The 22,409-nt window shown below is 35.0% G+C and carries 24 protein-coding genes; 9 read left to right on the top strand and 15 right to left on the bottom strand.

Going from position 1 to position 22,409, the window contains the following annotated elements; genetic code table 11:
- Positions 1-72: 72 nt before the first annotated feature.
- From ISU00_RS16270 to ISU00_RS16300, 7 genes are all read left to right on the top strand, one after another.
- Entirely contained in the window at positions 73-1,542 is a 1,470-nt protein-coding gene (locus ISU00_RS16270) for a circularly permuted type 2 ATP-grasp protein (RefSeq protein ID WP_228851729.1), read from the top strand.
- A 3-nt stretch (positions 1,543-1,545) separates the two neighbouring features.
- Positions 1,546-2,490, top strand: coding sequence for an alpha-E domain-containing protein (locus ISU00_RS16275; RefSeq protein ID WP_228851730.1), 945 nt, complete (start codon positions 1,546-1,548; stop codon positions 2,488-2,490).
- A gap of 49 nt (positions 2,491-2,539) precedes the next feature.
- Complete coding sequence (locus ISU00_RS16280) at positions 2,540-3,430, top strand: transglutaminase-like domain-containing protein (protein ID WP_228851731.1); 891 nt, start codon at positions 2,540-2,542, stop codon at positions 3,428-3,430.
- Between the two features lie 64 nt (positions 3,431-3,494).
- Positions 3,495-4,605 (top strand): peptide chain release factor 2 gene (prfB, locus tag ISU00_RS16285; protein ID WP_228851732.1). Its coding sequence is split into 2 segments (ribosomal slippage): positions 3,495-3,557 and positions 3,559-4,605, totalling 1,110 coding nucleotides; the frame shifts between segments, so codons are not numbered across the junction.
- Complete coding sequence (locus tag ISU00_RS16290; RefSeq protein ID WP_228851733.1) at positions 4,606-5,223, top strand: HAD family hydrolase; 618 nt, start codon at positions 4,606-4,608, stop codon at positions 5,221-5,223.
- Between the two features lie 2 nt (positions 5,224-5,225).
- On the top strand, positions 5,226-5,573 hold the full coding sequence (gene arsC / locus ISU00_RS16295) for an arsenate reductase (glutaredoxin) (RefSeq protein ID WP_228851734.1): 348 nt from the start codon (positions 5,226-5,228) through the stop codon (positions 5,571-5,573).
- A gap of 152 nt (positions 5,574-5,725) precedes the next feature.
- Positions 5,726-8,272, top strand: coding sequence for an outer membrane beta-barrel family protein (locus tag ISU00_RS16300; RefSeq protein WP_228851735.1), 2,547 nt, complete (start codon positions 5,726-5,728; stop codon positions 8,270-8,272).
- A gap of 61 nt (positions 8,273-8,333) precedes the next feature.
- Here the strand turns inward: ISU00_RS16300 and ISU00_RS16305 are convergent, their stop codons facing one another.
- The 4 genes from ISU00_RS16305 to ISU00_RS16320 all read right to left on the bottom strand — a co-directional run bounded on the left by ISU00_RS16305 (position 8,334) and on the right by ISU00_RS16320 (position 9,692).
- A complete protein-coding gene (locus tag ISU00_RS16305) occupies positions 8,334-8,516 on the bottom strand; it encodes a hypothetical protein (protein ID WP_228851736.1) in 183 nt (60 codons plus the stop codon).
- A gap of 85 nt (positions 8,517-8,601) precedes the next feature.
- Positions 8,602-8,811 carry a hypothetical protein gene (locus tag ISU00_RS16310; RefSeq protein ID WP_228851737.1) on the bottom strand — a complete coding sequence of 70 codons (210 nt, stop codon included), beginning with the start codon at positions 8,809-8,811 and terminating at the stop codon, positions 8,602-8,604.
- Between the two features lie 6 nt (positions 8,812-8,817).
- Positions 8,818-9,222: a VOC family protein gene (locus tag ISU00_RS16315; protein ID WP_228851738.1), complete on the bottom strand. Its 405-nt coding sequence runs from the start codon at positions 9,220-9,222 to the stop codon at positions 8,818-8,820.
- 35 nt (positions 9,223-9,257) lie between these two features.
- A complete protein-coding gene (locus tag ISU00_RS16320; protein ID WP_228851739.1) occupies positions 9,258-9,692 on the bottom strand; it encodes a VOC family protein in 435 nt (144 codons plus the stop codon).
- A 145-nt stretch (positions 9,693-9,837) separates the two neighbouring features.
- On the opposite strand from ISU00_RS16320, the gene ISU00_RS16325 reads away from it, so the two are divergent.
- A complete protein-coding gene (locus tag ISU00_RS16325) occupies positions 9,838-10,809 on the top strand; it encodes a GlxA family transcriptional regulator (RefSeq protein WP_228851740.1) in 972 nt (323 codons plus the stop codon).
- Here the strand turns inward: ISU00_RS16325 and ISU00_RS16330 are convergent.
- Complete coding sequence (locus tag ISU00_RS16330) at positions 10,806-11,309, bottom strand: cupin domain-containing protein (protein ID WP_228851741.1); 504 nt, start codon at positions 11,307-11,309, stop codon at positions 10,806-10,808. The genes ISU00_RS16325 and ISU00_RS16330 overlap by 4 nt on opposite strands.
- Before the next feature lie 232 nt (positions 11,310-11,541).
- Between ISU00_RS16330 and ISU00_RS16335 the strand changes: the two genes are divergently transcribed.
- On the top strand, positions 11,542-12,285 hold the full coding sequence (locus ISU00_RS16335) for an NIPSNAP family protein (protein WP_228851742.1): 744 nt from the start codon (positions 11,542-11,544) through the stop codon (positions 12,283-12,285).
- A gap of 5 nt (positions 12,286-12,290) precedes the next feature.
- Here ISU00_RS16335 and ggt read toward each other — a convergent pair whose 3' ends face one another.
- The 10 genes from ggt to ISU00_RS16385 all read right to left on the bottom strand — a co-directional run bounded on the left by ggt (position 12,291) and on the right by ISU00_RS16385 (position 22,380).
- Positions 12,291-13,985, bottom strand: a complete 1,695-nt coding sequence (ggt, locus tag ISU00_RS16340) for a gamma-glutamyltransferase (protein ID WP_228851743.1) — start codon at positions 13,983-13,985, stop codon at positions 12,291-12,293.
- 88 nt (positions 13,986-14,073) lie between these two features.
- Complete coding sequence (locus ISU00_RS16345) at positions 14,074-14,469, bottom strand: YkvA family protein (RefSeq protein WP_228851744.1); 396 nt, start codon at positions 14,467-14,469, stop codon at positions 14,074-14,076.
- A 39-nt stretch (positions 14,470-14,508) separates the two neighbouring features.
- On the bottom strand, positions 14,509-15,777 hold the full coding sequence (locus ISU00_RS16350; protein WP_228851745.1) for a CheR family methyltransferase: 1,269 nt from the start codon (positions 15,775-15,777) through the stop codon (positions 14,509-14,511).
- Positions 15,778-15,856: 79 nt separating this feature from the next.
- Positions 15,857-17,407 (bottom strand): pectinesterase family protein, encoded by a 1,551-nt coding sequence (locus tag ISU00_RS16355; RefSeq protein WP_228851746.1) that lies wholly within the window; start codon positions 17,405-17,407, stop codon positions 15,857-15,859.
- Between the two features lie 71 nt (positions 17,408-17,478).
- Positions 17,479-18,096: a DUF4386 domain-containing protein gene (locus ISU00_RS16360; RefSeq protein WP_228851747.1), complete on the bottom strand. Its 618-nt coding sequence runs from the start codon at positions 18,094-18,096 to the stop codon at positions 17,479-17,481.
- A 6-nt stretch (positions 18,097-18,102) separates the two neighbouring features.
- Positions 18,103-18,702 (bottom strand): dihydrofolate reductase family protein, encoded by a 600-nt coding sequence (locus ISU00_RS16365; RefSeq protein WP_228851748.1) that lies wholly within the window; start codon positions 18,700-18,702, stop codon positions 18,103-18,105.
- Positions 18,703-18,714: 12 nt separating this feature from the next.
- Positions 18,715-19,701: a TolB-like translocation protein gene (locus ISU00_RS16370; RefSeq protein ID WP_228851749.1), complete on the bottom strand. Its 987-nt coding sequence runs from the start codon at positions 19,699-19,701 to the stop codon at positions 18,715-18,717.
- A 67-nt stretch (positions 19,702-19,768) separates the two neighbouring features.
- Entirely contained in the window at positions 19,769-20,833 is a 1,065-nt protein-coding gene (gene rsgA / locus ISU00_RS16375; RefSeq protein ID WP_228851750.1) for a ribosome small subunit-dependent GTPase A, read from the bottom strand.
- 115 nt (positions 20,834-20,948) lie between these two features.
- Positions 20,949-21,767 carry a nuclear transport factor 2 family protein gene (locus ISU00_RS16380; protein WP_228851751.1) on the bottom strand — a complete coding sequence of 273 codons (819 nt, stop codon included), beginning with the start codon at positions 21,765-21,767 and terminating at the stop codon, positions 20,949-20,951.
- Between the two features lie 43 nt (positions 21,768-21,810).
- Positions 21,811-22,380, bottom strand: a complete 570-nt coding sequence (locus tag ISU00_RS16385) for a GrpB family protein (protein WP_228851752.1) — start codon at positions 22,378-22,380, stop codon at positions 21,811-21,813.
- Between the last annotated feature and the right edge of the window lie 29 nt (positions 22,381-22,409).

The raw sequence follows: 22,409 nt of genomic DNA on the forward strand, positions 1-22,409 counted from the left end.
AAACCCTTTATTATTTATAGGATTACTATTTGATTCCTGTCCCAATATTGTTAAATTCCAAAAAACTTTCTAATGGACGAAAATTCTACAAAAACAATATTCTCGAGTTACCAAACTAACCCAGGAATGTTTGATGAAATCTTCGATTCCGATGGTAACGTTAGACCTGCATACCTAAAGTTATTCAGTTTGTATAGCGACCATTCTAGGGATGATTATTTAGAATTGAATAAACGTGCGAAAGCCTCATTTTTTAATCAGGGAATAACTTTCCAAGTATACAGCGACAAGAAGGCGCAGGAGAAAATTTTTCCATTTGACTTATTTCCGAGAATAATTGAAGCTTCTGAGTGGGAGGTTCTGGAAAGAGGGGTAATACAGCGTTGTAGAGCATTGAATTTATTCTTACATGACCTCTATCACAACAAAAATATCATACGCGACAAGATTGTACCACTAGAACTTATTAGTTCGTCTAGCAATTATCTTCACCAAATGATTGATGTAGACCCGTCTGGAGGGGTGTATAATCATATTTCAGGAACCGATCTAATAAAACATTCAGACGGTAAATATTATGTGCTTGAAGATAATATACGTTGTCCGTCTGGGGTGAGTTATGTTATATGCAATCGTACTGCTCTAAAGCGAGCTTTGTTTGGTGTATTCAACCATTACGAAACTCATACCGTGACCGATTATGCAGAAAATTTACTTGATATATTGGAGACGGTTAAACCTAAGGGAGTCGATGTCCCTAAAGTTGTGGTCATTACACCAGGGGTTTATAATTCCGCCTATTATGAACACTCCTATCTAGCGAAAGCGATGGGCGTAGAATTGGTTGAAGGAAGAGATTTATTTATTGAAAACGACTTTGTCTACGCCAAAACCATTCATGGACCAGAAAAAGTAGATATCATCTACAGAAGAATTGATGATTTATTTATAGATCCATTAGAATTTAGACCAGATTCAACCTTGGGGGTTCCAGGATTATTTGCAGCATATAAAAAAGGTAACGTAACACTTGTAAACGCTCCAGGAACTGGGGTTGCAGACGATAAAGCAGTTTACACTTATGTGCCTGATATCATTAAATATTATCTAGGAGAAGAACCTATATTAAACAATGTTCATACCTACCATTGCAGCAGAAAAGATGATTTGAAATATGTTTTGGAAAATATCCCTTCCTTGGTTGTAAAACCGGTTGATGAGGCTGGTGGCTATGGCATTCATATAGGAAATCGCCTTACCAAGGCAGAAGTTGAATCTGTCAAGAAAATAATCTTAGAGGATCCAAGAAAATATATTGCCCAACCAATAATGTCTTTATCGGTACATGCAACATTTATAGAAGATTCACACATGTTTGAACCACGCCATATTGACCTGAGAACATTTACTGTATTGGGCAAGGATAAAGAATTTGTTTTAAAAGGTGGACTCACAAGAGTGGCACTTAGAAAAGGAAATTTAATAGTAAATTCTTCACAAGGTGGAGGTTCCAAGGATACTTGGGTACTAAAACAAGAATAATAGATGTTAGCAAGAGTAGCAAATAATTTATATTGGATGGGCCGCTATATAGAGCGGGCAGAACATGTAGCCAGGTTTTTAAACGTCAATTATTTTTCCTCCTTAGATGCACCAAGCGAAATAAGTCAGGGCAGACAATTTGTTTTGCGATCAATTAAATTTATGGTGGGGGAACCTGCAACCGAAGCCGATAATTTAATTGAAAATGATGTTCTTTATGATGTAGGGCTCAATCTAGATAAATATTATTCCGTTAAATTTTGCATTAAAGTTGCTAGGGAGAATGCGAATTCATCAAGGGACCTTATCTCCACCGAATTGTACGAGGCAATTAATAAGTTTTACCATTATGTAAACGATTATCCTTCAGAAGTATTCGTTAAGAACGGACTTTACGATTATGCAGTAAATGTCACCGAGCGTACGGCCATACTAAGAGGTAAAATACGAGGTACTTTACTTCATGATGAAATTTACCACATTATTATGCTCGGCATAAACATTGAGCGAGCCAACCAAATTATTCGAATAATTAACGCAAAATACAACGATGCCATTCAGGCGAAGGGAAGTTATACAAATCCGGTAAACAATAGTTACGAATGGACCACTTTATTAAAATGTGCAGAATCTTATGACATGATGAGGCGCTTTTATAAAAAACCGCCGAATGGAATAAATACACTGGACTTTTTAATTTTTAACCAAAATTGCCCTCGTTCAGTAATGAATAGTCTAAATCAGGTTTTCAAACATTTACAAGAATTAGATCCACAAAAAATAAGGGACAAAAATTCAGCTGCATTTCTAATTGGGAAAGTAAGGGCAGAATATCAATTTAAGCATTTCCATGAAGTTCAAAACCAGGTAAAAAACTTTATCGAAAATACAGTTAGGACCCTAGTTGAAATTGGTAATAAATTAGAGAAAGAATATTTTAACTATTAGTATTTTCAAAAGTAAAATTTGATATTTTTAGCCGAATAATTATCTAAATATGGTTTACAATTACACCATTAGGTACCAATCTAAAAATACTTACGAAAATCCTGTTTCTGAGGCGACTTGGCAGTTTTTGGTAACACCCGAAGATAATGAAACCCAGGAGGTTGTAAGCGCACATTTTTTCACCTCAGTTAATGCACGTATCGAGGATTCCATTAATGGATATGGATTTAAAACTAATCGAATTTATTGCAAAACTCCATTTGATGAAATAAAGTTCACGGCCATCATTAAAGTATATAAACATAAAGTAAACCCATTCGATTTTAATTTAAATTTATCAAATCTGGAAGATTACGAAAAAATAGATGACATTTCTTTTAAAGTGCTCTACGAACCATTTTTAAAATCTACCCGTTTAACATATCTGAAGATGGACCCGACGTCACTATTCAATTTTGATAGGGATAACACAATTTTTGATAATCTAGTTGCTTTAAATATCTGGGTATACAAATTCATTAAGTTTCAATCCGGCGTAACCAATGTTGACAGCAATTTAGATGAAATCCTAAAAATTAAGAAAGGGGTCTGCCAAGATTTTAGCCATCTCTTTTGTGCCTTGGCAAGAGCGAATGGAATACCCACACGCTATGTTTCTGGTTATTTACATCAAGGCGAAGGATTTATGGGTGATTCCGTCATGCATGCCTGGGTTGAAAGTTTTATCCCAAGTTTAGGTTGGGTAGGTTTCGACCCTACCAACCAACTTATGGTTAATGAACATCACATAAAGGTAGCACACGGCAAAGACTATAAGGATTGTCCTCCTATTAAGGGTGTAGTATATAGTACGGGAAAAAATTATACCGAGTACAGTGTTGCTGTAAGCCATGATTTTGAAGCTCAACTTCACGAACAGCAACAACAGCAGCAGCAATAAATTAAAACCCTTTACAGCTATTCCACTTTCAAAAGACTTTCTATTTTTGTGAAAAATATTTTACATGGTAACTACAGATCAGATTAAAGATCTTATTGAACGCCTTGGCGCGTTAAGGAGGTATCTTTGACATTGATGCCAAAAAAATTGAAATAACCAACGAAGAAGAAAAAACCTTCAATCCAGATTTTTGGAATAATCCCAAGGAAGCACAAAAAATAATGAGATCTCTTACCGAAAAGAAAAATTGGGTAAAAGATTTCGAAAATGCCACCACTCAGGTTGAAGAGCTTGAAGTGTTATACGAATTTTTTAAGCAGGAAGAAGCTACTGCCAAGGAGGTACAGGCCACCTACGACAAAGCAACCCAAAGCATAGAAAAGCTCGAATTTAAAAATATGCTTTCCGAAGAAGGTGATGATCTTAGCGCAGTTCTTCAAATCACTGCAGGTGCTGGTGGAACTGAATCTTGCGACTGGGCAAGTATGTTAATGCGGATGTATTTAATGTACGCCGAAAAAAACGGCTATAAGGTTCGCGAGCTTAACTTTCAGGAAGGCGATGTTGCCGGTGTAAAAACCGTTACACTTGAAATTGAAGGCGATTACGCGTTTGGTTGGCTTAAGGGTGAAAATGGCGTGCACCGATTAGTGCGCATCTCCCCTTTTGATAGTAACGCCAAACGCCATACCAGTTTCGCTTCTGTATATGTTTATCCTTTGGTAGATGATTCAATTGAGATCGATATTAATCCTGCGGATATCGAAATTACTACAGCGCGTTCTAGTGGTGCAGGTGGGCAAAACGTTAACAAAGTAGAAACCAAAGTACAATTAACCCACAAGCCTACTGGCATTCAGATTTCTTGTTCAGAAACTCGATCGCAGCACGATAACCGAGCAAGGGCTCTACAGATGTTGAAGTCTCAGCTATATGAAATTGAACTTAACAAACGTATGGAGCAGCGTGAAGATATAGAAGCTGAAAAGATGAAAATTGAGTGGGGTTCCCAAATACGTAATTACGTGATGCATCCTTATAAATTGGTCAAAGATGTTCGTTCGGGCTTTGAAACTGGTAATGTGGATGCCGTTATGGATGGTGACATTGAACCCTTCTTAAAGGCATACTTAATGATGATGGGGCAAAAACAGGAAGACACAGAGACTCTTTAAATGAATTCAAATTATAAATCCATAATTTTTGATTTAGGTGGGGTATTAATTGATTGGAAACCTGAATACGTTTTTTTAAATGCCTTCGATGGCGACAAGGAAAAAACAGATTGGTTTATAAAGAATATCTGCACCCTAGATTGGAATGAGAATCAAGATGCTGGATACCCAATTGCGCAAGCAACTGAAGAATTGGTCAGCAAACATCCTGAATGGGAAGAATACATTAGGATGTATTACGGAAATTGGGAACAAATGCTTGGTGGCCCTATTTCAGAAACTGTGGATATTTTAAAAAAATTAATTGCTAAGGAAACTTATCAAATAGTGGCTTTGACCAATTGGAGTAATGAAACCTTCCCTATTGCTTTGGAACGTTTTGAATTTTTGCATTGGTTTGAAGGCATTATAGTTTCAGGGGCAGAAAAAACCCGCAAACCCTTCTCAGAAATTTATGAGCTAACAATAGACCGCTTTGATATTGATGCAACGAAGGCCATTTTTATTGATGATAATTTAAGGAACATTAAAGCCGCTGAGAATATAGGAATTAAGGGAATTCATTTTAAAAGTCCTCAGCTACTTCAAAATGAATTAAACTTTCTAAACATATTATAAAAATGAGCGAGATTACAATTTATCATAATCCACGATGCCGTAAGTCTAGAGAGGGATTGCAACTTCTACAAAATAAAAATATACATCCTGACATTCGTTTATACCTCGATAAACCATTATCGAAATCTGAGTTAACAAACCTAATTTCTCAATTGAAAATAGAACCAATAGACCTCGTAAGAACAAATGAATCTATATGGAAAACAGATTTTAAGGGAAAAAATCTCAGTCAAAACCAAATTATTGAGGCCATGGTTGCACATCCAAAACTTATTGAGCGACCTATTGTTGTGAATAAAGGAAAAGCTGTTATCGGCAGGCCAGCCGAAAAAATTCTGGATATCCTCTAGTTTTTACCTTTAACAGAACTTTAACCAATAGCGGCTAAACCTAAGCATACTTTTACGGTCTAATTTTTAAACCTTCCCACTTACGGAGGGTTTTTAAATAATATAAACCAACTAAACAATTGCTTCAGATCGCAAAAGAACAATCAAAATTTATGACCGCTTTAAAACAAAAACTAACCATATTATTGGTTCTATTAATTTCTACAACCGTTTTCTCTCAAAGGAACAAAGAGGTTAAAGTTACAGGGCATATTATAGACAAAGATGTCAACCAACCTTTAGAATATGCTACCGTTGCGTTTTACCAAAATGGTAACGTTATTACTGGTGGCATATCGGACCTAAAAGGAAATTTTGATATCAAAATTGAACCGGGTACCTATAATATCAGAATTGAATATATTTCTTATGAAACGGTAGAAATTAACAATAAGTCAATTACCGAAGACACCCATCTAGGTGACATCCGTATAGGGATTAATGTAGAAGCCTTAGATGCCGTAGAAGTTATTGCTGAAAGAACCACCGTTGAAATTAAACTTGACAAAAAGATTTATAATATTGGCAAGGATCTTACCACTTCCGGAGGAACCGTAAGCGATGCCTTAAATAATGTACCCTCTGTAACAGTTGATGTGGATGGCGCAATTAGTTTGAGAGGTAATGAAAATGTGCGTATTCTTATAAATGGAAAGCCATCTGCAATGGCGGGTTTTGGCGATACAAATGTTTTAAGCCAGTTGCCGGCCGAAGCCATAGAACGTGTAGAAGTTATTACTTCGCCATCAGCGCGATATGATGCTGAAGGTACCGCTGGTATATTAAATATCATTCTTAGACAAAAAGAAACCTTAGGTTTTAATAGTTCATTTAACCTTACAATAGGAAATCCAGATAATGTTAATTTATCTGCCAACTTGAATTATAGAACTGAAAAATTCAATCTTTTCAGCAATCTTGGGTTTCGCTATTTCGGTGCTCCAAGAATTAGTTTCTCAGATACGCGTTACTTCGATAGAATAATAAACGGAGAAACAATTGCTCCGGAATATGAACGTATCCGTGAAGATTCAGACGTTTCTAGATTAAATAGAAACTACAATTCAAATATCGGAATAGAATATTTTCTTACTGAAAAATCTTCCATCACCGCTAGTTTGTTTTACCGATATGGAGAGGATGAAGATTTAACGATCAATCTTAGTGACCGATTCAATAATGGTTCAATTGAAGAGCAAACTGAACGTAGAGAATCACAACTCGAGAATGGAAATAATTATCAAATTTCCCTTAATTATATCAATCGATTTAATGATAGTGGCCATGAATTAACTGCCGATTTTCAATATGAAAACAGAACAGAAGATCAAATAACAAATATTACAGAAGACTATAATTTTACAGATAAGGTTAATCCAGATCCTTTTCAGCAAGAAATTGTTACTACTGAAGAAGACCGAAAAGAATATTTGATTCAAGCAGATTATGTCTTACCATTGGGTGAAGACTCTAGATTTGAAGCAGGTTTTAGAGGAAATTACGAAAATAACAACACAGATTATGTGTTAGAACAAGAGGATATAACCACGGGTAATTTGTTTGTCAATGACACTTTAACCAACATTTTTAATTATAAAGAAAATGTAACGGCTCTATATACTCAATACGGTTCAAAATTTGGAAAGTTTTCCTTTTTGCTTGGTTTACGATTAGAAAACACCCAACTAAAAGGAGATATAGATTCAAGGTTAACGCAAGAAGAACTGCAAGAAGCTTTTGGATATCCGATTGAGACAAATTTCGATAACAATTATTTAGGATTGTTTCCAACAGTTAACCTCATTTATAATTTACGGACCGATGAAGGTGGAGAGGAAAGTATTACCTTGGGTTACAACAGGCGAATTAATAGACCAAGAGGATGGTATGTTAATCCATTTCCTTCACGTTCTAGTAGAACAAATGTGTGGCAAGGGAATCCAAATCTTCAACCTGCATTTTCTAACGGTTTTGATTTAGGTTACATTAGGCGTTGGGATAAATTAACTTTAACCTCATCTGTTTATTATAATCGTGAAACAGGATCGGTTGAAAGGATTCAAGAAAATACTGGATTCCAAACATCCGATGGTATTGACATTATCCGTTCTATACCTGTAAATTTGTCAACCAACAAACGAATTGGTGCTGAGGTAGGGATGATGTATAATCCTGCTAAATGGTTGCGTTTAAATGGAAGTTTTAACTTTTTCCAATTTGAAACAGATGGAGAGTTTAATGATGTTGATTATAGTGCGAAAAACAGTAGTTGGTTTACAAGATTTAGTTCTAAAGTTACTTTACCTTGGAACATCGATTGGCAAACCAATATGAATTATAGAGGAGCTCAACAACAGGTGCAATCTGATAGAGAAGGTATATTCTCTATGGATTTGGCCTTCAGTAAAGATATTCTAAACAATAATGGTACAATTTCCTTAAATGCACAAGATGTATTTAATTCCCGTATTTATAAATCTGTAACCACTACCGATTTTTTTGAACGTTATGGTGAGTTCCAATGGAGACAGCGTCAGGTGAATATTTCATTTATTTATCGTTTTAATCAACAGAAAAGACGTAATGAAGGAAGACGTGGCCCAGATAATTTCGATGATGACGGTGGGGAATTTCAGGGCGGAGGAAAAACCAAAGCCTAATAAAGTGAAGCAAAAAAAAAGGCTACCAAATGGTAGCCTTTTTTTTATTTGAAAAAGAGATCTAAACGGTCTCTTCCTGTTGCTTGCGTTTCTTTTCTGCTCTATATTCCTTATATCTCTCAATTAATGCCCCACCAATCCAATATGGTATCACGAAAGTAATTAGAAATATCATCAACCAAAATCCTATGGTTAATATGGTTAGAAAGGCTAAAAATCCTAGATATTGGTCGAAATCAAACATGATCTATTTTTTTATTCTGCTGCAAAGATATTTGAAACAACTTTGTTAAACAAACGAAAAAAGTGCATTTATCAACATTTTTATGTTAATCAAAAGGAATGCATCTATATCCCCAACTTTCCACAGCCACTTTTACCGCATGGGTTTCCACCGTTCTGTATTCTACCCTAAGGATGTTATCACAATCTTCCAAATCGAAATTCATTCGGTAATTAGGGAAGCAATAACTTAACTTTTCTAAAATAGAATTGGCCTCTTTTTTCTTCGAGATATTAGTTTTAAAGATCTCAACCATACCTAATTATTGAGGCATTTTTGTTTCATCTATATACATAACTTCCCATTGGTGCCCCTCTAAATCTGAAAAGCTATGCGCATACATCCATCCGTGGTCTTGAGTATCCATGTAAATAGATCCTCCAGATTCTACAGCATTTTGAACCATTTCATCCACTTCTTCCCTGCTCTCAACATCTATTGCCAATAAAACCTCAGTAGTTTTTTTGGCATCTGCAATTTCTTTCTTGGTGAAATTTTTAAACATTGGTTTTGTAAGTAACATGGCGTATATGTTCTCACCCAAAATGAGGCATCCCGCCTTTTCATCTGTAAATATTGGATTAAATTCAAACCCTAAAGATTTAAAAAATATAATTGAATTATCGAGATTATCAACTGGAAGGTTGACAAAAATCTGCTTTGCCATAATTGTTAATTTTAATTTTTATTAGATTTTATACATTAATGGGTAGATGTATTAAAACTTACCATCCATTCTACACCAAATTGGTCGGTGCACATCCCAAAATAATCCCCCCAAAAAGTATCTTCCATGGGCATCTCAACGGACCCATTTAAAGAGAGTCCATCAAATAGTCTATTGGCTTCATCTTTTGTGTCTACAGAAATAGAAAGTTTACAGTTTTCTCCAAACGCCAAATTATTAAATGTTGGGTGACGATCGCTTCCCATTATTATATTACCGTTATCCAATGGTAATGCCACATGCATAATCCAATGCTTTTTATCATCTGGAATAGGCAATGCATTATCAACCGCCGGCATGTCTGAGTATTTTGATATTTGCAGGAATTCTCTTTTGAAAATCTTTTTATAATGGTTGAAGGCCTCTTCACAATTTCCATTAAACAATAGATAAGGATTTACAGTTGTCATCTTTTAAAATTTAATTTTTGTCTATCAAAATTGATAATTTTCTCAAAGTTAAGCAGCTGGTTTTCAACAACACCTGTGCATATACGACATTATGAGGGGTTGTTTGCGACAACTTTAAGTTGTAAGTTTACCAATAAATTTTAGCATGAAAAATGTCTCTATCATAATACCTCGCGGACACTTTAGTATGGTAAATCTTGAAGGCACCCATCATATGTTTTCATGGGTTAATGGATTCCTTCATGGTAAGGGAAAAAAACCTTTGTTCAAAATTCAAATGGTTGGTCTCGATAATGAAGCAACACAACAACATGGACTATATACTGTAAAGCCACAATTATTGATTGACCAGGTTGAAAAACAAGATATTATTGTTTTACCAGCAATTCATGGAAAATTTGAAACTGTATTCAATCAAAATAAGGAACTTTTGCCATGGCTTAAAGAGCAATATAAAAAAGGCTCAGAAATTGTAACCATGTGTGTCGGTTCATTTGTATTGGCTGAAAGTGGTCTTTTGGATGGAAAGACTTGCTCTACACATTGGCAATATGCAAATGAGTTTAAAAATAGATATCCCAAGGTCCATTTAATGGATGACAAAATAATTACCGACGATCAAGGAATTTATACGAGCGGGGGCGCCTATTCGTTTACAAACCTTCTCATTTATCTTATAGAAAAGTTTGCAGGTCGGGAAATCGCATTAATAGCATCTAAGGGATTTATGGTCGACATAGATCGTGAGAGCCAATCGCCTTTCATTATGTTTAAGGGTCAAAAATCTCATGAGGATTTGGAAATATTGAAAGCACAAAATTATATAGAAGCCCATTTTGAAGATAAATTAACCGTTGATGAGCTTTGTGAAATGCTAAATATTTCAAGAAGAACCTTTGAAAGACGTTTCAAAAAGGCTACCTCCAATACAATCTTAGAATACATTCAAAGAGTAAAGATTGAAGCTGCGAAAAAAGATTTAGAACGCGGACAGAAAACCGTCAATGAAGTGATGTTCAACGTGGGATATTCAGACACTAAAGCTTTTAGGGAAACTTTCCGGAAAATTACGGGGATGACCCCAATTAGTTATCGAGAAAAATTTGCGATGGCTTAATAGTCCACATCTTCCAATGTTTTTGCAATACCTCTTGGTCTATAAATTTCATGGATTAGAAAAGAAACGTCGGTTTCGCCGATATTCACCGCATAATCACTTGCAGGTCCGCTCATAAATCCCGTGCCCTCTTTAAATTCCATTTCAACAGGATCACTACCATTAAAACTCAATTTTAAAGTCCCTCCTTTTAAAACATATACCGTATGGTCAGGGTGCTGATGTAAAGCCATAGAATCTCCAGGTTTTATTGTTGATGTGTACATTTGAACCAAAAGGGTATCAACGAATAATTGGTTTATAAAAGGTTTACCGACTGTAAGAGGATCTAATTCTTTTTTAAATTTAAAGGAATATGTTGTATCCACTAGCATGGGTACATTATTTCCTTCTTTGGTTTCAATTACCTCCTCAGTTTCCACTTTTTGCTGGCAATTAGTAAAATTGAGAACTAAACCAAAAAAGATTAAACTGACTAATGTAAATAGAGATCTTTTCATTTTTTAAAGGTTGTTGGTTAGAACCTAAAAGATACTAAATTCTGAAATACAATAAGTTAGATATTATTTCTATTTCGTCAAATTGACATTTCCAAGTCAAATTGCATTCATTTAATGATCAATTTTTACTATTCCAGCGGTAGCAAAATTTTATTTGAATTTTATTTTAGAACTTTAAAAAATGGAATATGAATTATTCATATTTTGGATCGTTAATTAATCCTTCATTAAAATGCGTAAGTTTTTCTTTCTATTCTTTTTGCTAATAAGTTCATCATACTCTTTTGCACAAAAACAAGTATATGAGTTAAGAACCTATGAATTGGAATTTTTTAGATCTGGGGATGTATTACACAATTATTTAAAAGATGCCCTTATACCAGCATTAAATCGACAAGGTATCGACCCAATCGGCGCATTTGAAGAAACAAGTGAAAGTTTACCAAAAAAAATCTATGTTCTTATACCTTACAAGAATATCCAAACCTTTCTAGACAGTAAAGAGTTAATTGAAAAAGACCAGAAGTTTTTAGCTGATGCCAAAGAATATATAAATGCCAGTGAAACGATTATTCCTTTTAATAACTATACAACCAATCTAATTAAATCCTCCAAGGGGTTTCCTGAAATTAAAGTCCCAAATGAAAATGCACAACTATTCGAATTAAGAATTTATAACAGTCATAATGAGGATGCCCTTCGGAGAAAAGTTAAAATGTTTGATGACAGTGAGTTTGGTATTTTTGTAGATGTAGACTTACCGATGGTGTTTTTCGGTTCTGATATTGCAGGCACACATATGCCCTCATTAACATATCTATTGGCGTTTAAAGACATCGATCACCATAAACAAGCTTGGTCTAAATTTGGTCAACACCCAGAATGGATAAGAATTACCAAATTAGAGGAATATGCAAATGCCATGAACGACATCACTAGAGTGTTTTTAAAGCCTCTATCTTATTCTCAACTTTAATCTGGTTAGAACCCAATAGCACCTCCATTAACGCTAGAAACATCAGAAGCTCCAAAATAGGCTTGTAATTCCTCGCTATAAAGAATGCCCATCAATTCTCCCAGATTACTTCGAGAATTAAGAGTATGACCCATTTCTTCTAAAATTTTTCGGGTATCAGGTGACATCAAATCCTTCTCATACATAATTACATCCGGCATCCATTGATGATGAATCTTCATAACATTAATTGCATCCTCAATAGGCATTTTATAACCAATTGCACCAACAATGGTTTGGAATACAGTATTAATAATGGTCCTTCCCCCAGGTGTACCGATAACCATAAAAGGCTTGTCATCTTTGGTAAGTATCGTCGGTGTCATACTAGACAACATACGTTTATTAGGAGCAATTACATTTGGCTGTGTTCCTATCATCCAACCTGAAGTCACACCAGGTTTAGGATTGAAATCTCCCATTTCATTGTTGAATATGAAACCTAATTTTGGGGACCCTAATTTTGAGCCATACCCCTGCTCAAGAGTATAAGTTAAACTAACTGCATTTCCTTGCTTATCAACCACCGATAAATGTGTGGTTTGTTCACTCTCATATGCTTGAGCAAAATTAATTGAATCGCTAACTGAAGCTCTCTCTAGATCAATACTATCAAATAACGCTTTGGCGTAATCCTTTGAAATTAATTTTTCAATTGGCATGTCTGGATTCAAATCTGGATCTCCCAAATATTCAGCTCTATTAGCATAAGCTCGTCTCATTACCTCAGCCATAATATGAACATATTCATGAGAATTAAACTCAATGGAATTTAAATCTGCCTGTTCTATCATGTTAAGCATTTGAACAAGAGTTATACCACCAGAAGATGGTGGCGGCATAGAATATACCTTGAAGCCCTTATAATAACCTTCAATCGGTTTACGCTCTATAGCCTCATAGTTCAACAAATCCTCCTCAGTAATAAGCCCCCCATTAGCAGCCATAAAAGCCGCTATTTCTTTTGCTACCGTCCCCTTATAAAATCCATCTTTGCCTTTATCCCTAATATATTTTAGGGTTCTGGCCAATTCTGGTTGAGTCCAAATATCGTGGGGTTCCACCAAATTTCCGTTGGCATCATCGAAATAGTGTTTAATAAACAAAAACTTAGAATCTTCAAAATCATCAGAATCCTTGAGGTAATTACCATAACTATAGATGTTCCATGGCATAGGAAATCCTTTTTTGGCAAGATCAATAGCAGGTTGTACTAATTTCTTCCAAGGAAGTTTACCGTATTTCTGATGGGCTAGATATAAACCCGCTACTGTTCCCGGAGTTCCGACAGCTGCTAAGGTCGTTCTATAATTTTCCAGCAAATCACCATCTTTATTTGTAAACATATCGACCCTTGCAGCTGCAGGTGCCTTTTCCCTAAAATCTATCGTTGTAGCCAATCCATTTTGCTGCTTATAAACAATAAAACCACCTCCACCAATATTTCCTGCAGTTGGATGAGTAACCGCTAAGGCAAATGCCGTTGCAATGCTGGCATCAATTGCGTTACCTCCCTTTTTCAGAATCTCTACTCCAACTTCAGAGGCAATTTGATTTGAACTTACAACCATCCCATTCTTACCATAATTTTGGGCATATGTAATAATAAACCCATGTAGAAACAATAAAAGAAAACCAAGGAACCTGTTATTTAAATACATATAACCAAAAAAAGTATTAGAGGAAAACTTCTTAAAACATTAATCGCTCTTATTGAACGACTAACAGGCAAATAAATAAATTTTAAATTCAATTAGTTATTAATTTATATATATGATATGCCAATATTGTCCATATCACTACAATAACCAAAGCAAATCGCCAATTCTTTTTAAGACTGATCTTCCTAATCTCAGCTTGTTCCCGGCAATAAGCCATAACTTCTTTAGGAACTAACCTTGTAATAAGAGAAATTAGTAAGGGAATAATAATTAGGTCATCAAGTAGTCCCAGAATTGGAATAAAATCAGGAATTAAATCAATTGGACTTAAAGCATAACCCAAGGTAATTATTATAAGCACCTTAACATACCATGGAACTAGGTTTTCAGTTAAAGCTATGTCTAGAGCCTTTAATTCTTGCTTAAGTCGTTTGGCCCAAGCTTTCAACTTTTTAATAACTGTGGGCTTTTTTTCCGCTTCCAATTAGTTTACAAAATGTGGGGAAAGATACAAGAGTAAAACCTATAATTCAATAGCAATATGATTGACTTCATTTACCCTGGCTTTTATGCCACTTAGCTGCAATACCTTAACTACTTTTTGGACGAATCCCGCTTCGATTAATTCATCATGCATTGCTCTAATTTTAGACCATAATTCTATAGGAGACAACGTATGATCGATATCTCCATAGTATCCTTGAGAATCGCGTGGACAAAGTTTATTGCGTGCCCGTTGAGAATCATGAAAAGCATTGAATTCATCCATAAACTCTTCATTACTACGGATAATTTTAATGTATTTGACCAAATCTAGTTTTTGCCAATCATCTCCAAAATTGGTATACCATGTAACAATTGCAAAAGGACTTATGCAATCTATACTAAATGAAAATTCCTTTTTCCTGAGCTCGCCACTCTCTTTTTGAAATAGATGATAATAGCATTCGGTTGAATGAGCCCAATCACCACCTACCATAACAATGCCGCCTTCTACAGTTTTCTGTGAAAACCAATTGAGAGCCTTATCTTGAAAATTATTATCAAAATAATACATTACGTTAAAGCAGCGAATAACATCTTTTTCCTCAATTTCAATCTCACCAATTCCTCCATTTTTGAATGATAGAAATTCAGTTTCGTAACTTTTTATCGGATCAATTTCCAACCTTGGAAATCCTTCTGTTTTAGGATTTATTAGGAATTCATTTAAAAGTTGTTCAAACCGCTTCTTTGTAGCGGAAACATCACTTAAAAGTGAGTTCCAATTATCGATTGACGGAATTGCAGGTTGAAAATAGACTATTGATTTAGTATCATCAAAAGTGGCATAATTTCCATCTTCATCATATACAAGGTAGGCTGGAAGAGACGGATCAGCCCCAACAACTTTCCAATTTTTTAAATAATTTGAAACCTCAATAGTGGTAAATGGCGGAAAACCACAACCAATATCCAACATGGTTTTTCCATTACTTTTTAAATATGGATTATTGCCTATATAGGTGTCTATTATTGCATGCCTACCTTGCACTGTTATTGGAGGGATTTTTCCTCCCCATCCACCTGGCAAAATTCTGGCGAGAAGCGTGCCCATAACATCCGCATGAAATAACGATAAATCCTTAGCAGGTATACCACTTAGTCTAACAAAATTGAACATGCGCTCTACAAACGAAAATACGTCTGGTCTATCAACGGGTAGCTGCTGTAATCTGGTCAGGAAATTAGTTGATAATTCGCCATTGAAGTATTTTCTATTAAGATCTTTTAAAAAATTTATTCTATCCATTTATAACAATAATTAAAACTTCTTATTCATTATGATTTTTAATACCAATTGTCGTTAAATGGGGCAGGTTTATTCACATCTAAAACCTCAAATTTGGCTGCCAACCTTGCAGCACAAATGAAGGCTTCGAATAATTCTCAATTAATTCTTTATCACTCTCTGGTGTAAGTTGGCGAGAAAAATCAGCTCTTTGCGATGTATCGACCGGTACTCCGTCATCAAGATTTATACTGTTATATTCCCAATAATGAATATTTGTTTTATCACCTCCAACTACACCCCATCCTTTCGGAACAATATTTTTTAATTTACAATTAATTAATACAGCCTCGCTAAATGGATACGAATAAATTCCTTTATTAGTAGGAGCCCTTGCCAGTTCACTTCCTTGCTCACGTGTACCGGTAAAGCTACAATTTACAAATACATTTCCATGGTTGGCATCCGTATTTCTAATCCACATAAATGGACCCGGCGAAATAAAATCACAATTCTTAAAAAATGCTGGTCCGCGACCTAGTATCATATCGCCTCCTCCATCAATACTTACATCCTGAAAATAAGCAGTTCCGTTTGTTTGCAAAGCATCCCCATCACCAACGATATGAACATTCTTTACAACATTCTTACTTCCATTAATCAATAACCCCTCAGCCTGACCCTTAAGCAAGTTTTTAATGGTTAGATTGTATAGTTGAATATTAGCGCAATTATCCATAGCAAATGCAGCCCTACGAGATGGAAAAGTTCCTGGCCATTCGTTTGTTTTTACATTCCAAGGATGGGGATTAAATACTTCGTTATTGGCATATTGAATAATTACATTCTCCTTTTCTTCCCCTTTAATGATAATATTGGACTTATTTCTAAAATAAATTAGCTCTTCATATACGCCATTTTTAATCTCAATTTCGATTGTATCATTATGAAAACTTGGGATGTAATCTAAAGCTCCTTGTACAGTATTAAAATCACCGTTGCCTGTACCGTCGACGACTAATTTATTAGTAGCTAGATTAGGACCAGTTTCACGGGTTGTAAACTGCCAGGTTTCCTTATCATAAATTCCTTTGAAACTCCCATCTTCAGTAGATAAAACAGTACTATCCATCAATACATAATATGTTTTACCGTAATCCAACAAATTATGATGCAAATAAATCGTAGCGGTCTGGTCTTTTACAATAATGGGGTAAAAGTGAAAAGCATCAGTAAATCCTCCTATGATAGTTAACTGATAATTCTTTTTGTTTGGAAGGGCTACTCCTGACGGGGTTCCTGGTAACGTGTTTGCATTTGTAAACCTACCCTCCACATAGGTATATGGTATTGGCGTATAATCAGCCTCCGGGTTGACATTTGGCTCGGTCGGCCCAGCAGGTATACTCATATCAATAAGATCCACCAGAGAATCCGTATCCTTATCAAACACCTGAATTTTTCCAGAATTCCCAAGGACCGGTTGAGTTTTAAATGTCAATTTCAAATGAGTGTCAGGACTAATGTCTGTGGCATTTATTTTGGGAAAGCTTTCAATAATGGCTAAGTCTTCATTTGAATTACAAGAAAGAATCAAACAGCTTATTAACAGAATATATATTGAAAATGGATTTTGATTTTTAATCTTCATATTTAAGGCTTGTAGCTTTTATCTTTTTGAATAACAGGTGATTTAATTTAAAATTTTTTATTTATTTCATTCTAAAATTTATTTGTAAATCCTTTCATCAAAAGCCAAACTGCTAAAGACATTTCACCGACAATACTTGGTATTGCAACTAAGGCTAAAAATATGGATCCATATTCGGTATAGTTCGGCAATAGAAAATGCGCAACCGTATCCAATATATACATAGCACCAGCCAATATTAGAAACAGGCTAATCAATTTAGGTTTTTTCAAAATGACTCCTAGAAGTATTAAATGAATTCCAAAAAAGAAAAGACCAATTAACCATATGGCATTGAATATTTCCAATTGATTGATGATTTGCGATTCATTAATTGCCTCTAATATAAAAGGCAAGGAAAATATAGCCACACCCATTATTGCCGCATGCATCACCCGAAACAATGTACTTAAGACATTTAGGAAGTGACCTTTGAATAATTCGTAAAAGGCCCAAGCAACAACAACATCGAACACAACGGTAATCAAAAATGCCAATATTCCAAATCGGACAATCATAGGGCTATTTTGAACGGTAGAAAGTGGAGCTTCCACTAAGGATTCAATAACAAAAAAATTTGCAAAAATCGCTGAGAAAAAGATTATTAGATAGCTAATACCAGCTATAATCGAGAGTTTTCGTGCCTCCATTTAATTTTAAGTTTCAGTGGTATTTGAAGGTTCTATTAAATTATCAGACTTTGTATAATGCGCAATAATCACACCAGTTGTCGTTATAAGATGGGTTTTCAAACTGAAGTTTGTTGGAACAGAACCATTATCAAATAGCCTCTTCCCTTTTCCTAAAATTACTGGATGTATTTTTAGTCGGATTTCATCGACCAGATTGTGTTCAAATAATGTCTGCACCAATTTGCTGCTTCCCCAGGTTTGAATATCCATGCCTTCTGAATTCTTAAGATTCTTTATGGTATCGACACTTTTTAAAAATATAGTATTATTCCAATCAGAATGAGATCTTGTACTGGAAACAACATATTTATTGCCTTCATTTATACTAGGCCAAAACTCAGTATTGTTAGGCCAATAATTCTCCCATATTTCAAAGGTTTTACGGCCTAAAAGATATTCGGCAGGCTGCAATTCTTCACGAACTACTTCTCCATAAATCTTATCACCAAATGGCCTCGTCCAACCACCAAAATTAAATCCACCGGATGGGTCCTCATCGGGTCCACCTGGAGCCTGCATAACTCCGTCAATTGAAATCATTGATAAAACTGTTATTTTTCTCATTGCTACAACAGATCAATGTATTTTTTGAAATGGTTTAATTTCTTCCATATCTATTCTAAATATATTACCATATCCATTTAGGACATTATCCACAATTTCCTTCAATTCTTCCACACTTTTTATTGGCTTTTGTAATTCCGTTCCCCTTTCACTAGTAAAATAGAACGATTGGTTTTTCCAATCTATAAATGGGCAAAAGTCGAGTTTATTAGAATTGATTTTTGACCCCATGTTTTCGGCCTCTTTCCAATTCCCATTATCATCTCTAATACTAAAATAGAGATCGCCACCACCCAAATCATCTTCCCTGCCATAAGAACTAAAAATTAGAAGATCTTCTTCAGGAGAGATATAGGAATTAAATTCATAGGTTGCAGAATTGACAGCTATTGGTAAGGGAAAAGGTGGGTTATACTTTCCATTCTGAAATTCAGAAACAAAAATATCCTCCCTGCCTATACCTCCCACTTTGGTTGTCGTGAAATATAAATTTCCATTGTCACTTAGGGAAGGATAAAATTCATCTGCAGTTGTGTTAATGAGGGTATCCATAGCGATTGGCTCGGACCAGCCATCCTCTGCTCTATCAACATACCATATATTATAGTCACTCCTTGTTTTATCATTATAAATAGGCCTGTTGGAAGCAAAGTATAACCTATTGCCTTTAGTGGTGAAAAATGGTTCAATATCTTGATACTTCCCTGAAAAGGGCAAAATTTGAGGCTGAGACCAATTTCCCTCCAATTTTGATAAAATGACCAAGCATCTATTATTTTGTTTAAAATCGCCTAAAGTAAACACAAGTTCATTGCCATTTTGCGAAATCGCAATATCTCTTTCATATAGGGCCGTAGAAACTATTCCTTCACCAAATAGTTCCAATTCTGTTGAAGTATTTTGAAGTGTGATTATTGGACCAGTAATTTCTGTTGGTTTTTCCGATTTACAGCTAAGTAAAAAGAGAATGAGACAGCAAAAAAAACATTGGAAAGTCATAATCTAAAAAGCTAATAGGAAAATTATATAAGTTTTGTGGAAACCAACCATGTAAATAGAAATTCCTTTAAAAGTTTTTATAATTACCTTTTTTATAACGTTTCATAAGTTTACCAAACATTTTGTCCTTTTTTCGCTTGTCCTTCAAGGTGGTTTCAAAATGTTTTTGTTCCCTCAACATCCGCAGATAATTTTCATAAGAAGACATATCTATTTCCCCTTTATCTACTGCCTCTAGAACCGCACAACCTGCTTCCGTGGTATGTGAACAGTCTTTAAATTTACATTCATCAGACAATTCATAAATAGAATCAAAAGTTGACTGTAGGCCCTCAGCATTTTCAGTTATCCCAACCTCCCTCATTCCAGGATTATCGATTATAATGCCTCCATTTTTTAAAACCCTTAATTCCCTATGGGTTGTAACATGTTTACCTCGTTTGGAATGTTCACTAATCGAACTTGTTTTCATGAGTTCATCTCCATAGAGGGAATTTAGCAATGAAGACTTACCAACACCCGATGAACCCAATAAGCAATATGTTTGCCCTCTCTCGATAAAGGATTGTAAATACTCAATACCGATTAAAGATTCATTTGAAACAGAAAAAACCTTAACGTCGGGTATTCTATTTTTAACGTCTTTTTCCAAAACCATAAGTTCATCTTCACCCATCAGATCAATTTTACTCAAAACGATTACTGGTTCTATCTTCGAATTATAACATATCGTTAGGTAACGTTCTAACCGATTAAGGTTAAAGTCTCGATCAACGGCCTGTATAATGAAGGCCGTATCTATATTGGTAGCAATGATTTGCTTTTCGCCATTTTTTCCCACCATTTGTCTTTCAATAATCGACTTCCTTGGAAAAATGGCATGGATAAGAACTTTATCCACATCATATTCTGAAATAGCCACCCAATCTCCTACCGCCGGGAAATCAGCTCTACTTTGGGCTGTGAATCGTATGTTCCCAAGTATTTCAGCTTCATATTCTTTTTCAATGGTCTTTACCTCATAGCGTTCCTTATGTTCTGCGATTACTCGACCAACACCAAAACCTTCTAAATTATTTTCAGATCTAAAATTTTGGAAGTATTCGTCATATCCTAAATCTTCAAGCGTCATAATTCTAACTCAATTAAAAACGTCAATATTGATTATTAGCCGAAAACTAAGGTACTAAATTGAATTTAGTAAAGTGATATTAAATAATTTAGAGATTCTGGGTTTAATTGAAGTTTCAACGTTCTTTAATCCAATTTCTCGAAATATCCATTTGTACAATTTTCCATTCATCATCTGAAAATTTCCATATACGGGCTACGGTTTCATTAATAGGTTCTTTTGAATTGCTTTCGTACTGCTGGCTTACAAATTCATAAACCGTAGTCTCATCAAGTATGTTATAATTTCTTTCTGTAGAGATTACAGGTTTTACCGGTAGTTTCGGACAATAGGCTTTAACCTTTCCATATGGCCATTGCTCACCATTTTCATAAATAACAAGATGCTCATCCAAAATAGGTAAAATAGCATCACAGCGTGCATTCATATAATCGTCTTGGTACTTTTTGGAAACATTATTGAATTGCTCCTCAAAATCATATGGAGGTAAAGGCCTAACCGGAGATTCATGCACGTGTACAATTTTCCATTCCCCTAGGGTTTCTTTTAACCCCAAACTAAAAGCAGCGCCTCCCAATTCATCTGAACTGCCCTTATCACGTATATTGAAAGACACTATGGCACTCCCTTTATTTTGAAATACAATAGTGGGATTTGTCATTTCAAGGATTGTACTTCCATCTGAAGTAGGAATAATGAAATTCACTAAAACATTTTCAAACTCTTCATAGGTATCTGCGCTGCCTCGCCAATAATACAATAGATCATTATCGTATAAACGCATCATACGATCTTTGTCGATCTTACCATTCCATGCATTGGTCCATTCTTTAGCGATTTTTAAAATTTCCTCTTCAATTTTAGCACCTTGTGGATAACCTTCTGAGTACTTAATAAAAAGAAGAATGAGTAACGTAATTTTAAAGAATTTCATTTTAAGAATTTTTATCATGAATTAGTGAAGTCTTTGCCAAGCTTTAACCAATCAATTTCAAGGTTTCATTAATAAATTCAGTTTTCCCCAATACATAAGCGCCCCTGTCATTTCGAAATTTCGAAGCTAATTCCATCTTCAATCTTTCATATTCTCTCGCCTTTTCCTCATTTGAAATTAAATAATCCCGAAATCCTAGTTGTTTCCACATGGCATTATCTTTAGGACACATATGGATATGGAAAATTTGCTCTTTTTCTCCGTCTAAGTTGTAACCTTTCCCAAACGATGAATATTCATCAATTGAATCTCTGGCAGGCACTTTAAAATGAGAATATCCCATCTCAGAAAATAACGCAATCAAATTTTCATTGAACATCAAATGCTTTGGAATTTCAATTAGCAAATCAATGTATGGTTTAGATTTTATCGAAGGAATGGAGGAGCTACCGAAATGCTCGATGCGCAATATCACCTCACTTCCAACTTTCTCTAAAATTTGTTGTTTTTCTTTTTCGAAAATGCCTTTCCATTTCGGGTTGTGGTCTACCAATTCAACCGGAAAAAGTGAATTCCAATCATCTTTGGTTAAATCGTAAAGGGTCTTTTTCATTTTTTTCAATAATGAGAAACTGAAATTTT

The organism is Aegicerativicinus sediminis, assembly GCF_015476115.1.
GTDB classification, from domain to species: Bacteria; Bacteroidota; Bacteroidia; order Flavobacteriales; family Flavobacteriaceae; genus Aegicerativicinus; species Aegicerativicinus sediminis.

What these genes read in the sequence shown, in the direction of transcription:
- ISU00_RS16270 (WP_228851729.1), top strand. Translation starts at nt 73, where the DNA reads ATGGACGAAAATTCTACAAAAACAATATTCTCGAGTTACCAAACTAAC.
- ISU00_RS16275 (WP_228851730.1), top strand. Translation starts at nt 1,546, where the DNA reads ATGTTAGCAAGAGTAGCAAATAATTTATATTGGATGGGCCGCTATATA.
- ISU00_RS16280 (WP_228851731.1), top strand. Translation starts at nt 2,540, where the DNA reads ATGGTTTACAATTACACCATTAGGTACCAATCTAAAAATACTTACGAA.
- ISU00_RS16290 (WP_228851733.1), top strand. Translation starts at nt 4,606, where the DNA reads ATGAATTCAAATTATAAATCCATAATTTTTGATTTAGGTGGGGTATTA.
- arsC (WP_228851734.1), top strand. Translation starts at nt 5,226, where the DNA reads ATGAGCGAGATTACAATTTATCATAATCCACGATGCCGTAAGTCTAGA.
- ISU00_RS16300 (WP_228851735.1), top strand. Translation starts at nt 5,726, where the DNA reads ATGACCGCTTTAAAACAAAAACTAACCATATTATTGGTTCTATTAATT.
- ISU00_RS16305 (WP_228851736.1), bottom strand. Translation starts at nt 8,516, where the DNA reads ATGTTTGATTTCGACCAATATCTAGGATTTTTAGCCTTTCTAACCATA.
- ISU00_RS16310 (WP_228851737.1), bottom strand. Translation starts at nt 8,811, where the DNA reads ATGGTTGAGATCTTTAAAACTAATATCTCGAAGAAAAAAGAGGCCAAT.
- ISU00_RS16315 (WP_228851738.1), bottom strand. Translation starts at nt 9,222, where the DNA reads ATGGCAAAGCAGATTTTTGTCAACCTTCCAGTTGATAATCTCGATAAT.
- ISU00_RS16320 (WP_228851739.1), bottom strand. Translation starts at nt 9,692, where the DNA reads ATGACAACTGTAAATCCTTATCTATTGTTTAATGGAAATTGTGAAGAG.
- ISU00_RS16325 (WP_228851740.1), top strand. Translation starts at nt 9,838, where the DNA reads ATGAAAAATGTCTCTATCATAATACCTCGCGGACACTTTAGTATGGTA.
- ISU00_RS16330 (WP_228851741.1), bottom strand. Translation starts at nt 11,309, where the DNA reads ATGAAAAGATCTCTATTTACATTAGTCAGTTTAATCTTTTTTGGTTTA.
- ISU00_RS16335 (WP_228851742.1), top strand. Translation starts at nt 11,542, where the DNA reads ATGCGTAAGTTTTTCTTTCTATTCTTTTTGCTAATAAGTTCATCATAC.
- ggt (WP_228851743.1), bottom strand. Translation starts at nt 13,985, where the DNA reads ATGTATTTAAATAACAGGTTCCTTGGTTTTCTTTTATTGTTTCTACAT.
- ISU00_RS16350 (WP_228851745.1), bottom strand. Translation starts at nt 15,777, where the DNA reads ATGGATAGAATAAATTTTTTAAAAGATCTTAATAGAAAATACTTCAAT.
- ISU00_RS16355 (WP_228851746.1), bottom strand. Translation starts at nt 17,407, where the DNA reads ATGAAGATTAAAAATCAAAATCCATTTTCAATATATATTCTGTTAATA.
- ISU00_RS16360 (WP_228851747.1), bottom strand. Translation starts at nt 18,096, where the DNA reads ATGGAGGCACGAAAACTCTCGATTATAGCTGGTATTAGCTATCTAATA.
- ISU00_RS16365 (WP_228851748.1), bottom strand. Translation starts at nt 18,702, where the DNA reads ATGAGAAAAATAACAGTTTTATCAATGATTTCAATTGACGGAGTTATG.
- ISU00_RS16370 (WP_228851749.1), bottom strand. Translation starts at nt 19,701, where the DNA reads ATGACTTTCCAATGTTTTTTTTGCTGTCTCATTCTCTTTTTACTTAGC.
- rsgA (WP_228851750.1), bottom strand. Translation starts at nt 20,833, where the DNA reads ATGACGCTTGAAGATTTAGGATATGACGAATACTTCCAAAATTTTAGA.
- ISU00_RS16380 (WP_228851751.1), bottom strand. Translation starts at nt 21,767, where the DNA reads ATGAAATTCTTTAAAATTACGTTACTCATTCTTCTTTTTATTAAGTAC.
- ISU00_RS16385 (WP_228851752.1), bottom strand. Translation starts at nt 22,380, where the DNA reads ATGAAAAAGACCCTTTACGATTTAACCAAAGATGATTGGAATTCACTT.